The organism is Streptomyces antarcticus, assembly GCF_026627255.1.
Classification (GTDB): domain Bacteria; phylum Actinomycetota; class Actinomycetes; order Streptomycetales; family Streptomycetaceae; genus Streptomyces; species Streptomyces antarcticus.
This window is the reverse complement of record NZ_JAPNLM010000001.1, coordinates 589,350-603,535: the sequence shown is the minus strand read 5'-3', so window position 1 is coordinate 603,535 and position 14,186 is coordinate 589,350. Positions and strand designations below refer to the sequence as shown.

Genomic DNA, 14,186 nt, shown 5'->3' with positions numbered 1-14,186 from the left:
GGGGGAAGGCCTAGAGCCAGCCGTGGCGGCGCAGCGCGCGGTGGATGGTGAAACAGATCCCGACGATCGAGGCCATCACCATCGGATAGCCGTACTTCCACTGGAGCTCGGGCATGTGCTCGAAGTTCATCCCGTAGACCCCGCAGATCATCGTGGGCACGGCGATGATCGCCGCCCAGGAGGTGATCTTGCGCATGTCCTCGTTCTGGGCGACCGTCGCCTGGGCGAGGTTGGCCTGGAGGATCGAGTTCAGCAGCTCGTCGAAGCCCACGACCTGCTCGTGCACCCGTGCCAGGTGGTCGGCGACGTCCCGGAAGTACTTCTGGATGTCCGGGTCCACCAGCCGCATGGGGCGCTCGCTCAGCAGCTCCATCGGGCGCAGCAGCGGGGCGACCGCCCGCTTGAACTCCAGTACCTCGCGCTTGAGCTGGTAGATGCGGCCCGCGTCGCCGCCGCGCGCGGCGCCCTTGGCGGGGGCGGCGAACACCGAGCTCTCCACCTCGTCGATGTCGTCCTGGACGGCCGCCGCGACCGCCACGTACCCGTCGACGACGTGGTCCGCGATGGAGTGCAGGACGGAGGAGGGGCCCTTCGACAGGAGGTCCGGGTCTCCCTGGAGGCGGTGGCGCAGGCCCTTCAGGGAGCCCTGGCCGCCGTGCCGGACGGTGATCACGAAGTCGGGGCCGGTGAAGCACATCACCTCGCCGGTCTCCACGACCTCGCTGGTGGAGGTCAGTTGGGCGTGGTCGACGTAGTGGATCGTCTTGAAGACGGTGAAGAGGGTGTCGTCGTACCGCTCCAGCTTCGGCCGCTGGTGTGCGTGCACCGCGTCCTCCACCGCCAGCGGGTGCAGGCCGAAGGTGGCGGCGATCCCCGCGAACTCGGCCTCGGTCGGCTCGTGCAGGCCGATCCAGGCGAAACCGCCGTCCTCGCGGACCCGGCGGATCGCCTCACGGGGCGTCAGGCGGGCCGCCCCCAGTCCGGGCGAAGCGCGCCGGCCGTCGCGGTACACGGCGCAGTCGACCACCGCGCTGCTCGTGGACGGGTCGCGGGTGGTGTCGTAGCCGGACTGGGCCGGGGCGTTCTTGCGCAGCGACGGGCGGACGGCCGCACGCAGGTAGGGCAGCATCGACATGGTGGCTCCTTCGCGCGCACGGCCGCGGACCGTACGGGTGGGAGGCCCCTCCGGGCGGCGCGGCCGCTGCGGGCGGGCAGGCCGGGACGGGGGGACGTCAGCAGGACGGGAGGACGAAGTTCTGCCGTCGCTCTTCTGCCGATCGGAAGATCACAAGGGGCGGGAGGTGCCCGTCACAGCAGCGGAAGAGCGATTGGTACTACTGCACGATCGACTTCGATGCACCGCAGCCCCACCTCCTCCGGCCGGTCCCCCGTGGGGGACGTCCTCGCCGGGGCACCGAAACAACGCTTCAGCGTGCGGCCCCGAACAGCTGTCAACACTATCAGCCGACGGATGGTCAAGACCCGCCCTTTACCCGGCTCATGCGAGTTCTATGCTCGATCCATGGCAGAAATTCTGGCCCTCGTCGAAGCCCGGCTGCGCACCGCGTTCGGGGAACCCGACGCACGCGCCGCCGTCACCTTCCTGGGCACCGACCGCATCGAGGTACTCCGTTTCGCCGAGGGCGACCTCGTGCGGTACGCGACCCTCGGGATGTCCGCGCACCCGATGACCGACCCGACCGCCGTGGTCGCCGATCCCGTACGGGGGCCGCGCGCCGAGCTGGTGCTGACCGTACGGGCGGGCCTCGCGCCCACCGACAAGCTGCTCCGGCCGCTCGCCGTGCTGGGCGCCTCCCCGCAGGTGGAGGGGCTGGTCGTGGCCCCCGGGGCCTCGCTGGACGTGGGTGAACCGCTCTGGGAGGGGGCGCCGTTCAGCTCCGTCCTGGTGGCCGAGCCGGGCGGGCTGGTGGAGGACCTGGAGCTCGACGATCCCATGGACCCGGTGCACTTCCTGCCGCTGCTGCCGATGACGGCGAACGAGGCCGCCTGGAAGCGGGTGCACGGCGCGGCGGCACTTCAGGAGCGGTGGCTCGCGCGCGGCACGGATCTGCGGGACCCTCTGCGTACGGCGGTCGCACTGGACTGAGACGGCAGACCCGGCGCCCGGACGGGTGATCGCGTCTTGACGGCGCGCCGGGCGGGGAGGAGCGTGGCCTTTTATGAGGGGCGAACCGAGTTGCCCGAAGTGCGGTGGCCGGGTCAGGGTGCCCGGCCTCTTCTCCGACTCCTGGCAGTGTGCCGTGCACGGCACCGTCCACCCCCTGCAGCCGGTGATCCCGCCCAGCGTCGAGGGTCTGGGCGTGGTGGTGCGCCGGGCGCGCGTGCCCGTGTGGATGCCGTGGCCGCTGCCGGTGGGCTGGCTGTTCACCGGGGTCGCGTCCGCCGGTGACGACCGCAGCGGCGGCCGGGCCACGGCCGTGGCCTGCACCGGCCCCGGGCCGCTCGGCGGCCTCGGCGAGCTGCTGCTGGTGGCCGAGGAGCTGGGCGTGGGCCTCGGCGCGCGGTACGCGGGGATCGACGGCCCCGACCCCGGCGCGCACATCGACATGTCGGCACCGCCGCACGCCAAGGTGGTCGCGGCGGGCCGCCCGTCCCCGCTGTGGCACGTGAAGGGCGCCCCCGACGACCGGGCCGTCTTCGCGGGCGAGGCGCGCGGGCTGTGGCTCTGGGCGATCGTCTGGCCGGAGCAGTCCGGGCTGCTGATGTACGACGAACTGGTCCTCACCGACCTGCGGGACGCGGGCGCCGAGGTGGAACTGCTGCCCTGCGGGGCCCTGAGCCCGCGCGTCCTCGGCCCGTCCTGACCCCCGTGCGCTGCTGACCCCGGGCCCGTCCTGACCTCCGTGCGGTGCCTCGGGCCCGGGCCCGTCCTGGCTCCCGTGCGGTGCTCGGGCCCGGGCCCGTCCCGACCCCGTACGGTGCTGAACCCGGCCAGTCCTGGCCCCCGTGTGGTGCTTGGCCCCGGGCCCGTCCTGGCTCCCGTACGGGCGTCGCTTCCGGCCGCCGGACCCCGCCCACCGCACGGCCCGGGGCGGCCGGGAGGGCCCCCGGACGCGGTTATCCTGGAGTGTCCCCCCGTCCGTACGACCCATGGAGCCCGGCTGTGCGCATCGACCTGCACACCCACTCCACGGCCTCCGACGGTACGGACACCCCCGCCGAGCTGGTGCGCAATGCCGCCGGCGCCGGTCTGGACGTGGTCGCACTGACCGACCACGACACCGTCGGCGGCCACGCCGAGGCCCTCGCGGCCCTGCCCGCCGGCCTGACCCTGGTGACCGGGGCCGAGCTGTCCTGCCGCCTCGACGGCGTCGGGATGCACCTGCTGGCCTACCTCTTCGACCCCGAGGAGCCCGAGCTCTCCCGGGAGCGCGAACTCGTCCGGGACGACCGGACCCCGCGCGCGCAGGCCATGGTGGGAAAGCTCCGGGCGCTGGGCGTCGACATCACCTGGGAGCAGGTCGCACGGATCGCCGGTGAGGGCTCCGTGGGACGGCCGCACATCGCGAGCGCGCTCGTGGAGCTGGGCGTCGTACCGACCGTGTCGGACGCCTTCACGCCCGACTGGCTCGCCGACGGCGGCCGCGCGTACGCCGGGAAGCACGAGCTCGACCCCTTCGACGCGATCCGCCTGGTCAAGGCGGCCGGCGGGGTCACCGTCTTCGCGCACCCCGCAGCCGTCAAGCGCGGCCGGTGCGCGCCCGAGGCCGTGATCGTGGAGCTGGCGGCCGCGGGTCTGGACGGCATCGAGGTCGACCACATGGACCACGACACCGCCGCGCGCGCCCGCCTGGGCGGCCTGGCGGGGGACCTCGGCCTGCTCACCACCGGGTCCAGCGACTACCACGGCAGCCGCAAGACCTGCCGCCTCGGCGAGTACACGACCGACCCCGAGATCTACGGCGAGATCACGCGCCGCGCGACCGGCGCCTTCCCCGTGCCCGGCGCCGGCGGAGGCACCCGGTAGGACCGGCCCCCGGCCGGCCGCTCCACCCTTCGCGCGCCTCTTCCTCTTCGTTTCGCCCCTCTCTCCTGCAAGGCATCACTGTGTTTGATTTCGCCGTCTTCGGATCCCTCTTTCTCACCCTTTTCGTGATTATGGACCCCCCGGGAATCACGCCGATCTTCCTCGCCCTGACCTCCGGGCGCCCCGCGAAGGTGCAGCGCCGGATGGCCTGGCAGGCCGTCTGCGTGGCCTTCGGCGTCATCGCCGTGTTCGGTCTCTGCGGCCAGCAGATCCTGGACTACCTGCACGTGTCGGTCCCGGCGCTGATGATCGCGGGCGGCCTGCTGCTCCTGCTGATCGCGCTGGACCTGCTCACCGGCAAGACCGACGAGCCCAAGCAGACCAAGGACGTCAACGTCGCCCTCGTGCCGCTGGGCATGCCGCTGCTGGCGGGGCCCGGCGCGATCGTCTCCGTCATCCTGGCCGTGCAGAAGGCCGACGGGGTCAGCGGCCAGGTCTCCGTATGGTGCGCGATCGTGGCCATGCACGTGGTGCTGTGGATCACGATGCGCTACTCCCTGGTGATCATCAGGGTCATCAAGGACGGCGGCGTCGTGCTCGTGACGCGCCTCGCCGGCATGATGCTCTCCGCCATCGCCGTCCAGCAGATCATCAACGGCGTGCTCCAGGTCGTGCGCGGCGCCTGACGGGCCCGGCCCGTCCCGGCCCGTCCCGCGCCGCCCGTGCGCCCCGTACGCATGCGAACGCCCCCGCACCGGTATCGGTGGCGGGGGCGCAGACGTGTGTGCGGTGTGCGGGGCGTCAGGACGCCGTGCCTGCCGGTCGGATCAGAATGCGCTGGCCGACAGAGGCGGCGTGCTGCACGATCCGGTTGACGGAGGCCGCGTCCACGACGGTGCTGTCCACGGCGGATCCGTTGACGTCGTTCAGGCGCAGAATCTCGAAGCGCATGGGGCTTCTCCCTTCGTCGGTGTTTCTCCTTGCTCAGGTTCCAACGAAGTGTAGATGGCAAACATTCCCTACGCTAAGGAAATTTTTTCACTCGCTAAATATTAGTGGGGGCAAGAGTCCCAGAACGCGACCAGTGCACCCGCTGTGGCCTGCGGGTTCTCCGCGTTGGGGGAGTGTTCGGCGCCCTCCACGACGACCCGGGCCGCTCCCAGCCGACGGGCCATGTCGTCCATCAGCGGCACCGGCCAGGCGTAGTCGGCCACACCGGACAGCACCAGCTTCGGCAGCGCGACCCCGGCCAGCTCGTCCACCCGGTCGGGCTCGGAGATCAGCGCCCGGCCCGTGGCGATCAGCTGCTCCGGCACGGTCGCCAGCCACCGCTCGCGCAGGAACGACGTCAGCTCGGGCGGGTCCGGCACGGCGTCCCGCGGGTCCTGGGCGCGCATCGCCGCCCACACCGCGTCCATGTCCTCGCGCAGCGCCTCCAGCGCCGCCACCAGCAGCTTCGTACGGCCCCGCTGGACCTCGTCGATCGCGGCGGGCCCGCTGCTCATCAGGGTCAGCGAGGCGAACGGGGCCGGATCGCGCAGGACCGCGGCGCGCGAGACGAGCCCGCCGAGCGAGTGGCCGACCAGGTGCACGCGGCCCGGTCCCAGGGCCCGTACCTGCGCCAGGACGTCCCGCGCCAGCTCCTCCAGCGCGTACGCGTCCTCCTCACGCGGCCCCGGGGTCTCGTACTGCCCGCGCCCGTCGACGGCGACCACCCGGTACCCGGCCGCGGCCAGCGGCTCCAGCAGGGCGACGAAGTCCTCCTTGCTGCCCGTGAAGCCGGGGACCAGCAGGGCGGTGCCGCGGACCGGCGCGCCGGCGTCGTGCACGGCGAAGGCGCCACGGTCCGTGTCGAGGCGGTGCGCGCGGGCGGCGGGCGGCAGGGTCAGGCGCGGGGGCTTGCTCATACGGCTCACGTTACTGGCCGGTCGCCCCGCGGACATGCCGACGGCCCGGCCCCCCTGAGCGGGGAACCGGGCCGGCGGACGGTGCTTACGCCTCGGGGGCGGCGGCGACCTTGCGGGTCCGGGTGCGCTTCGGCTTGACCGGAGCCTCCTCGGCGGCCTCGGCCGGGGCGTCGGCGACCGGGGCGGCCGCGACCTTGCGGGTCCGGGTGCGCTTCGGCTTCGCGGGGGCCTCCTCGGCCGCGACCGCGGGGGCCTCGGCGACGACGGCGTCCGCGGCCGGGGCGACGGCCTTGCGGGTCCGGGTGCGCTTCGGCTTGACCGGAGCCTCCTCCGCGACCTCGACCGCGACGGGAGCCTCGACCACGGCGGCCTCGGCGACCGCGGCGACGGCCTTGCGGGTACGGGTGCGCTTCGGCTTGACCGGGGCCTCCTCGGCCACGACCGCGGCGACGGCCACGGGGGCCTCGACCACGGCGACCGGGGCGGCGGCCGCGACCGGAGCGGCCACGGCGACCTCGACGGCCGGAGCCGACGCGGCGGCCGGGACCGACGCACGGGTGCGGCGGCGGCGCGGCCTGCGCGGCTCGTCGGCGACCGGAACCTCGGGGGCGTCCGCCACCGGGGTCACCGGCGCGGCCACGGCCACGGCCTCGGCGCCGGACTCGGAACCGCCCCGCGTCCGACGGCGCTGGCGCGGCGTACGGGTACGGGCCGGACGCTCCTCGGCGACCGGGGCGGCGGCGGCGGGTGCCGCTCCGCGACCGCCACGGCCACCGCGGCCGCCGGTCTCGCCCAGGTCCTCAAGGTTCTCGGCCTTCAGACCGGCCCGCGTGCGCTCGGAGCGCGGCAGGGTGCCCTTGGTGCCGGCCGGGATGTTCATCTTCTCGAACAGGTGCGGAGACGTGGAGTACGTCTCGACCGGGTCGTGGAAGTCCAGCTCCAGCGCCTTGTTGATCAGCTGCCAGCGCGGGATGTCGTCCCAGTCGACCAGGGTGACGGCGATGCCCTTCTTGCCCGCGCGGCCGGTGCGGCCCACACGGTGCAGGAAGGTCTTCTCGTCCTCCGGCGTCTGGTAGTTGATGACGTGGGTCACGCCCTCGACGTCGATGCCGCGCGCGGCGACGTCGGTGCACACCAGCACGTCGACCTTGCCGTTGCGGAACGCGCGCAGCGCCTGCTCGCGGGCACCCTGGCCCAGGTCGCCGTGGACGGCGCCCGAGGCGAAGCCGCGCTTCTCCAGCTGCTCGGCGATGTCGGCGGCCGTGCGCTTGGTGCGGCAGAAGATCATGGCCAGGCCGCGGCCCTCGGCCTGCAGGATGCGGGAGACGAGCTCCGGCTTGTCCATGTTGTGCGCACGGAAGACGTGCTGCGTGGTGTTGGCGACGGTCGCGCCCTCACCGTCCTCGGAGACGGCGCGGATGTGCGTCGGCTGCGTCATGTACCGGCGGGCCAGGCCGATGACCGCGCCCGGCATGGTCGCCGAGAACAGCATGGTCTGACGCTTCGGCGGCAGGTAGCTCATGATGCGCTCGACGTCGGGCAGGAAGCCCAGGTCGAGCATCTCGTCGGCCTCGTCCAGGACCAGGGCCCGGACGTGCGACAGGTCGAGCTTCTTCTGCCCGGCCAGGTCGAGCAGGCGGCCCGGGGTGCCGACGATGATGTCGACGCCCTTCTTGAGCGCCTCGACCTGCGGCTCGTACGCGCGGCCGCCGTATATGGCGAGGACGCGGACGTTACGGACCTTGCCCGCGGTCAGCAGGTCGTTGGTCACCTGGGTGCAGAGCTCGCGGGTCGGAACCACGACGAGGGCCTGCGGGGCGTCGGTGAGCTGGTCGGGGCGTGCCCGGCCCGCCTCGACGTCCGCCGGGACGGTGACCCGCTCCAGCAGGGGAAGGCCGAAACCGAGCGTCTTGCCGGTGCCGGTCTTGGCCTGGCCGATGACGTCCGTGCCGGAAAGGGCGACGGGGAGGGTCATCTCCTGGATCGGGAAGGGGGACACGATGCCGACGGCTTCAAGGGCTTCGGCAGTCTCGGGAAGGATCCCGAGGTCTCGGAACGTAGTCAGGGTGCTGCCTCTTCTGTGAGACGCGGCGCGAGGCGGCGAGGGGGGTCGTACCGTGCCTGGCTTGCAGTACTGCGACGTACGTACGAAGCTGCGCGGGACCACTAAGCCTTCGCTCAAGCGCTTGTGCCGCTGAGGGGGCCCCTCGTGCGGAGGCTGTGCGCAGACGCGCACGCACCACACCGAGGGCGGGTCGGTTGGAGCCGATCGGGCCACCGACCGGGCATCCTCATTCGGATGGCCCGCCGAGTTTCCGGCAGGCGCATTACCACTGTACCCCGGAATCGCGCAGCTGTGTCGGGCGAATTCACCGGGTAGGCGCGATTACCCGGGTCGGCAGTGAGCGGATGTGGTGCCTTGGGGCGCCTTTGGGCGGGCTATTGTGCGGAGCATGCCGACCGTAGAAAACGCCTCGCCCGCCGACGACAGCGCCGCCGCGGAAGCCGTGGGCATCGCCGCTCAGGACTGGGCGACCGCCTCTGCCTCGCCGCAGTACCGGGCCGCCGTCGTGGACCTGCTCGGCGCTCTCGCGTACGGGGAGCTCGCGGCCTTCGAGCGCCTCGCCGAGGACGCGAAGCTCGCGCCCACCCTCGACGACAAGGCCGAGCTCGCGGCCATGGCCTCCGCCGAGTTCCACCACTTCGAGCGGCTGCGCGACCGGCTCTCCGCGATCGACGTCGAGCCCACCTCCGCCATGCAGCCCTTCGCGAAGGGCGTCGACGACTTCCACCGCCAGACCGCGCCGTCGGACTGGCTGGAAGGCCTGGTCAAGGCGTACGTCGGCGACTCGATCGCCAGCGACTTCTACCGTGAGGTCGCCACCCACCTGGACACCGACACCCGCGCCCTCGTCGTCGGCGTGCTCGACGACACCGGCCACGGCGGCTTCGCCGTCGAGAAGGTGCGCGCCGCGATCGAGGCCGACCCGCGCTGCGGCGGCCGGCTCGCCCTCTGGGCGCGGCGGCTGATGGGCGAGGCACTCTCGCAGGCCCAGCGCGTGGTCGCCGAGCGCGACGCGCTGTCCACCATGCTGGTCGGCGGCGTCGACGGGATGGCGGCCGGCTTCGACCTGGCGGCAGTCGGCGAGATGTTCGCGCGGATCACCAAGGCCCACACCAAGCGGATGGCGGCCCTCGGCCTCGCCGCCTAGCCGCGCCGCCGCCTCCACCGGGCACGAAGCCCGGCCCGCTCCACACGCCGGCCCCGGCGCGGACTGTCTCCGCGCCGGGGTCGGCGTACGTTCTCGGTGGTCCTGCGTCCCGCCCAGCCGTCCCGCTCAGTCGTCCTCCTCAGCCCCGCGAGGGGAGCGAAAACGGAGGCCGGTGCGAGCGGCCGCGGGATCCCGGGGCCGGCCGCAGCAGCAGCGACAGCACCACCGCCGACACCAGACCGGCGCCGATGAGGGCCGCGGTCAGGTTGATGTGCCCGGGGCCCAGCGCGAAGTGGGTGAGGTACGCCCCGAAGAGCGCGCCCAGCACCCCGCTGACCAGTACCACTCTCTGTGAGGGCAGCCGCCGTGCGAGCACTCGCGCGGCCGCTCCGGACAAGAGGAGTCCCAGCAGAGCAGAGCCGAGCGCTTCCATCAGCGGCATTGGGGTCCCTCCCATACGTCGGGGCAAACCGGTCACTGGCCTCCTACCCGAAGCGGAACAAAGGGAAACGGCCCGGTGGTATCAACCACCGGGCCGTTCCCCTCAGTTCTCGCCCTCCGGGGGCCGTCGCGTCAGAGCGCGCCGAAACCGACCCTGCGGCTGCTCGGCTCGCCCAGGTCCACGTAGGACAGACGGTCGGACGGCACCAGGACCTTGCGGCCCTTGATGTCGGTGAGGCTGAGCAGCGGCGTCGTGCCGGACAGTGCGGCGGCGACGATGCCCTCCAGCTCCTCGGCGCTCAGGCCGCTCTCCAGCACGATCTCCCGGGGTGCGTGCTGCACGCCGATCTTGACCTCCACGGCTTTGTCCCTCCGACGCTCCGTTGCGCGCGATCAGCCGCGCCGTACGCGGTCCACACTAGCCCGGAGAGCGGAGCGGAATCGCGCGGAGCGGACACGCTCGCAGCGAACAGCGGCCCCGGCCGGGGCCGGTCAGCCCTCGGCGCCCGGCTCGGCGCCGTGCAGCGGGAAGCCGGCGATGCCGCGCCAGGCCAGCGAGGTCAGCAGGCCCACCGCCGTGTCCCGGGCGACCGGGCTCTCGCTGGACAGCCAGTAGCGGGCCACCACCTGCGAGACCCCGCCCAGCCCCACGGCCAGCAGCATCGACTCGTCCTTCGACAGGCCGGTGTCCTCGGCGATGACGTCCGAGATCGCCTCGGCGCACTGGAGCGAGACCCGGTCGACGCGCTCGCGCACGGAGGGCTCGTTCGTCAGGTCCGACTCGAAGACCAGGCGGAAGGCGCCGCCCTCGTCCTGCACGTACGCGAAGTAGGCGTCCATCGTGGCGGCGACGCGCAGCTTGTTGTCCGTCGTCGACGCGAGCGCGGTGCGCACGGCCAGCAGCAGGGACTCGCAGTGCTGGTCCAGCAGCGCCAGGTAGAGGTCGAGCTTGCCGGGGAAGTGCTGGTACAGCACCGGCTTGCTCACACCGGCACGCTCGGCGATGTCGTCCATCGCCGCCGCGTGGTAGCCCTGCGCGACGAAGACCTCCTGGGCCGCGCCCAGCAGCTGGTTGCGTCGGGCTCGGCGCGGCAGTCGCGTGCCCCGCGGACGCGCTGCTTCGGTCTGCTCGATGGCTGTCACGCCGCCTCCCACTTTCTCTAAGAACACAGTGCGCTCTGCGCCGCGCGGCCATCGTACTTTTCGGTAATCGAATCTGGAGGGTTCAAGCCGAGTTTTCTCGCGGTACGGACCGCCCGGAGGTGCTGGTCAGCGGTAGTCGTCCTCGTCCAGCGGCACCACCCGCGCCTGCTCGGCGGCGTCCGCGTCCGCGGCCTCGCCCGCGTCCACGCCGGTGACCGGCTCGTCCTCGCCGGGCACCAGGTCCGCCAGCTGTTCCGCGACGTCCGCCTCGGGCGCCTCCGCGTCGGGCGTCCCGGGGTCCCGCTCGCGGAAGGTGTCCGGTTCCGCAGGGTCGACAGTCATGGCGCTCCCCTCGCTTCTTTCTCCTCTTCTCCTTCGAGTTCTCCTTCGAGCCTAGGAGGATCGCGCAGGCCCCGCCAGGCAGACCCGGAAGGCCCCTGTGACCGCGAACACAAGAGGTGTGGCGTGATCGTCTCGTAACATTGCCCGCATGTCTTCGACCGAGCTGCCGGGTGTACGGCCCACCGCCGAGCCCTCCCCGCTGGTGGGAGCGGTGCGGCTGGCCGACGGGGAGCGGATGAGCACCACCGCGCTCCCCGGCCTGGAACTGGCCGTCCGGGTCCGGCCGCCCCAGCGCACCGGCCTGCCGCCGGCGCTGTTCGTGCACGGACTCGGTGGTTCCTCGCAGAACTGGTCGGCGCTCATGGAGCGGCTGGCCGGCACCGTCGACGGCGAGGCCGTCGACCTGCCCGGCTTCGGCTGGTCCCCGCCGCCGGCCGACCGGGACTACTCCGTCACCGGGCTCGCCCGCGCGGTCATCCGCCACCTCGACGCCGCGGGGCGCGGGCCGGTGCACCTCCTCGGGAACTCCCTCGGCGGCGCCGTCTCCACCCGCGTCGCCGCCGTCCGGCCCGACCTCGTACGCACCCTGACGCTGGTATCGCCGGCCCTGCCCGAGCTGCGCGTCCAGAGATCGGCCGTGCCGACCGCGCTGCTCGCCGTACCGGGGACGGCCGCGCTCTTCGGCCGCCTCACGCGCGGGTTCACCGCCGAGCAGCGCACCCGGGGGGTGACGGACCTCTGTTACGGGGACCCCTCCCGGGTGACACCGGAGGGGTTCCGGGCCGCCGTGGAGGAGATGGAGCGGCGGATGGCCCTGCCGTACTTCTGGGAAGCGATGACCCGCACCTCCCGCGGGATCGTCGACGCCTACACCCTCGGCGGCCAGCACGGGCTGTGGCGGCAGGCCCAGCGGGTTCTCGCCCCGGCGCTGCTGGTCTACGGTGGCCGGGACCAACTGGTCTCGTACCGTATGGCGCGCAAGGCCGCCTCGGCCTTCCGGGGATCGCGGCTGCTGTGCCTTCCCGAGGCCGGGCACGTGGCGATGATGGAGTACCCCGAGGTGGTGGCCGCCGCCTTCGGGGAGCTGCTGCGCGACACCGACACCGGTGCGGGCGACACCGACCGAGCTACCGAAGACGGCAGAGGCTGAGGACCGTGGGACGACATAGTCGCAAGGACCCCGCCCCCGCCCATGTGGCGGCGGCCCCGGCGCCGGCCCCTCCGGAACCCGGCCCGTACCCGGATCCGTACGACGGCCCGTACCCGGATCCGTACGAGGACCGGTACGGCGATCCGTTCGCCCGGCGGCGGCCCGAACCCACCGTCGCCCACCAGGGGTTCGCGCCCCGGGAGCGGCCCGCGGCCGGGGCGCGCACCGGCGGTCACCCCGAGCAGCAAGAGCCCGGCGGGGCCTGGGGTTCCGGCTCGGGCTCCGGCTCCGGACCCGGCTCCGTCTACGGGGACTGGCAGGGCGTGCCGCGCGCCACCGTCCGCACCGGGGCGCCGGCCTCGGTCCACGCCACCCGCGGCACGGCCCCGGGCCCGGCCCGCTCCGCCGTCCTGGACTCCGACACCCCCGCCTTCGGTACCCCCGCGGTGGGCTTCCCGCAGATCAACCTGACCCCGTCGGTCCCGCTGGACACCCTGGCCCCGTCGGCCACCCTGGCCCCGCCGGTCCCGCGCCTGCCGGAGCACGGCTTCGATCCCGTCACCTCCACCGGCTCGCACCGCCAGGTGCCCCGGCCGCGCAAGCCGGCCGCGTTCGTCGAACCCGTCGTGCCAGCCGTGCCCGCCGAGGCCGTGGACGTGGACGAAGCCGCCGTCGAACGGCCGGGCTCCGGCCGCGGCCTGAAGGTCCGTACGTTCACCGGTCTGGCGGCCGTGGCCGTCACCACCGTCCTCGCCGTCGTGATCGCGGGCCAGGTGGCCTCCGAGGACGACACCCTCAAGCCCGGCCCGGTGGCGGCCCCCGGCGGGGCGCCCGCGCGCGCCTCCGACAGCCACGTCGCCGGATCCCGCTCCGAGGAGCGCGTGATGCCGCAGGCGCCCGCCGCGCCCGCCCCCGCGCCCGAGCTGACGTACGAGCAGAAGATGGCCCAGCAGCTGCCCATCGACGCGAAGCTGGCCGGGCCCGGGACCTTCGACACCGTGCCCGGCGTGGCCAAGGCGCCGGGCAAGGGCAGGCTCGTGCGCTACCGGGTCGACGTGGAACAGGCGCTGGGGCTGGACCCGCAGCTGTTCGCCGAGGCCGTCCACCGCACCCTCAACGACCCGCGCAGCTGGAGCCACGGCGGCGCCCGCACCTTCGAGCGGGTGCCGGGCGGCGAGGCCGACTTCGTGATCACCCTCGCCAGCCCCGGGACCACCGCCTTCTGGTGCGCCAAGTCCAGCCTGGACACCACCGTCGACAACGTCTCCTGCGACTCCGCCTCCACCGACCGCGTGATGATCAACGCGTTCCGGTGGGCGCAGGGCTCGGCGACGTACGGACCGGACCAGATGTTCGCGTACCGCCAGATGCTCATCAACCACGAGGTCGGGCACCGGCTCGGGAACGGGCACGTGAGCTGCCGCACACCGGGGTCGCTCGCGCCGATCATGCAGCAGCAGACGAAGTCCCTCGACATCGACGGAATCCAGTGCAAGCCCAACCCCTGGGTGTTTCCCGGCGGTTGAGGGGTAGGAAGCGGATGCGCCGATGGGGACGCCCGCCGCGTTGACAACCTGTCCGATGATCGGTCATGGTCCTCCGCATGTCGCACCTCCACACCATGAACGCGAGCGCCGCCATTGAGCTGGCGCTGCTTGGTGTGACCGCGCACAGCGTGGCCGACATCCTCTGTCGCTGACTCCCCCTGGGCCTACGGCCCGGGGGGACCCCCGGCCCGCAAGCGCCGCGACCTTTTCGTCATCTCCGCCGCGCCCGGGTGTACGCATGCCCGCAGGCGCGGCCCTCCCCTGTCACGGTGCCCTTCTCCCGGTACCGACCGCTGACCGCTGCCCCTTGCGTGGCCCCGGAGGTCTTCGCGTAGGCGGGCGCACCCATTTCTAGCGTGCTCGAACGCGAACCGTACGGGAAAGTTACGACTCTTCACCCCTTCCGGTGGCGCGACGGACAACCCTCCGTCGCGCCGTCGGCATAACCCCCTGAGT

The 14,186-nt window shown here is 73.0% G+C and carries 16 protein-coding genes; 8 read left to right on the top strand and 8 right to left on the bottom strand.

Annotated elements, in window-relative coordinates:
• Positions 1-10: 10 nt before the first annotated feature.
• A complete protein-coding gene (locus OTB16_RS02745) occupies positions 11-1,135 on the bottom strand; it encodes a magnesium and cobalt transport protein CorA (protein WP_267718124.1) in 1,125 nt (374 codons plus the stop codon).
• 387 nt (positions 1,136-1,522) lie between these two features.
• Here OTB16_RS02745 and OTB16_RS02740 point away from each other — a divergent pair, with 387 nt between their 5' ends.
• The 4 genes from OTB16_RS02740 to OTB16_RS02725 all read left to right on the top strand — a co-directional run bounded on the left by OTB16_RS02740 (position 1,523) and on the right by OTB16_RS02725 (position 4,674).
• Positions 1,523-2,107, top strand: a complete 585-nt coding sequence (locus tag OTB16_RS02740) for a suppressor of fused domain protein (protein WP_267718122.1) — start codon at positions 1,523-1,525, stop codon at positions 2,105-2,107.
• A 73-nt stretch (positions 2,108-2,180) separates the two neighbouring features.
• Positions 2,181-2,825 carry a DUF6758 family protein gene (locus tag OTB16_RS02735; protein ID WP_267718120.1) on the top strand — a complete coding sequence of 215 codons (645 nt, stop codon included), beginning with the start codon at positions 2,181-2,183 and terminating at the stop codon, positions 2,823-2,825.
• Positions 2,826-3,124: 299 nt separating this feature from the next.
• The gene (locus OTB16_RS02730) at positions 3,125-3,988 is read left to right on the top strand and encodes a PHP domain-containing protein (protein ID WP_267718118.1); all 864 of its coding nucleotides are present in this window, start codon (positions 3,125-3,127) and stop codon (positions 3,986-3,988) included.
• An 80-nt stretch (positions 3,989-4,068) separates the two neighbouring features.
• On the top strand, positions 4,069-4,674 hold the full coding sequence (locus OTB16_RS02725) for a MarC family protein (RefSeq protein ID WP_267718116.1): 606 nt from the start codon (positions 4,069-4,071) through the stop codon (positions 4,672-4,674).
• A gap of 115 nt (positions 4,675-4,789) precedes the next feature.
• On the opposite strand, the gene OTB16_RS02720 is transcribed toward OTB16_RS02725, so the two are convergent.
• From OTB16_RS02720 to OTB16_RS02710, 3 genes are all read right to left on the bottom strand, one after another.
• Positions 4,790-4,939, bottom strand: a complete 150-nt coding sequence (locus tag OTB16_RS02720) for a hypothetical protein (protein ID WP_267718114.1) — start codon at positions 4,937-4,939, stop codon at positions 4,790-4,792.
• Positions 4,940-5,040: 101 nt separating this feature from the next.
• Entirely contained in the window at positions 5,041-5,895 is an 855-nt protein-coding gene (locus OTB16_RS02715) for an alpha/beta fold hydrolase (RefSeq protein ID WP_267718112.1), read from the bottom strand.
• A gap of 85 nt (positions 5,896-5,980) precedes the next feature.
• Positions 5,981-7,894, bottom strand: a complete 1,914-nt coding sequence (locus OTB16_RS02710; protein WP_324290764.1) for a DEAD/DEAH box helicase — start codon at positions 7,892-7,894, stop codon at positions 5,981-5,983.
• Positions 7,895-8,348: 454 nt separating this feature from the next.
• Here OTB16_RS02710 and OTB16_RS02705 point away from each other — a divergent pair, with 454 nt between their 5' ends.
• On the top strand, positions 8,349-9,107 hold the full coding sequence (locus OTB16_RS02705) for a ferritin-like fold-containing protein (RefSeq protein WP_267718110.1): 759 nt from the start codon (positions 8,349-8,351) through the stop codon (positions 9,105-9,107).
• A gap of 139 nt (positions 9,108-9,246) precedes the next feature.
• Here OTB16_RS02705 and OTB16_RS02700 read toward each other — a convergent pair whose 3' ends face one another.
• From OTB16_RS02700 to OTB16_RS02685, 4 genes are all read right to left on the bottom strand, one after another.
• Positions 9,247-9,549, bottom strand: a complete 303-nt coding sequence (locus OTB16_RS02700; RefSeq protein WP_267718108.1) for a hypothetical protein — start codon at positions 9,547-9,549, stop codon at positions 9,247-9,249.
• A gap of 131 nt (positions 9,550-9,680) precedes the next feature.
• Positions 9,681-9,908, bottom strand: coding sequence for a DUF3107 domain-containing protein (locus tag OTB16_RS02695; RefSeq protein ID WP_267718106.1), 228 nt, complete (start codon positions 9,906-9,908; stop codon positions 9,681-9,683).
• A gap of 132 nt (positions 9,909-10,040) precedes the next feature.
• Positions 10,041-10,691, bottom strand: a complete 651-nt coding sequence (locus OTB16_RS02690; protein ID WP_267718104.1) for a TetR/AcrR family transcriptional regulator — start codon at positions 10,689-10,691, stop codon at positions 10,041-10,043.
• 126 nt (positions 10,692-10,817) lie between these two features.
• Positions 10,818-11,033: a hypothetical protein gene (locus OTB16_RS02685; RefSeq protein WP_267718102.1), complete on the bottom strand. Its 216-nt coding sequence runs from the start codon at positions 11,031-11,033 to the stop codon at positions 10,818-10,820.
• 148 nt (positions 11,034-11,181) lie between these two features.
• Here OTB16_RS02685 and OTB16_RS02680 point away from each other — a divergent pair, with 148 nt between their 5' ends.
• The 3 genes from OTB16_RS02680 to OTB16_RS39190 all read left to right on the top strand — a co-directional run bounded on the left by OTB16_RS02680 (position 11,182) and on the right by OTB16_RS39190 (position 13,882).
• Positions 11,182-12,183 (top strand): alpha/beta fold hydrolase, encoded by a 1,002-nt coding sequence (locus tag OTB16_RS02680; protein ID WP_267718100.1) that lies wholly within the window; start codon positions 11,182-11,184, stop codon positions 12,181-12,183.
• 5 nt (positions 12,184-12,188) lie between these two features.
• Positions 12,189-13,709, top strand: coding sequence for a DUF3152 domain-containing protein (locus tag OTB16_RS02675; protein WP_267718098.1), 1,521 nt, complete (start codon positions 12,189-12,191; stop codon positions 13,707-13,709).
• 77 nt (positions 13,710-13,786) lie between these two features.
• The gene (locus OTB16_RS39190) at positions 13,787-13,882 is read left to right on the top strand and encodes an Ms4533A family Cys-rich leader peptide (RefSeq protein WP_324290763.1); all 96 of its coding nucleotides are present in this window, start codon (positions 13,787-13,789) and stop codon (positions 13,880-13,882) included.
• The last annotated feature ends 304 nt before the right edge of the window (positions 13,883-14,186 follow it).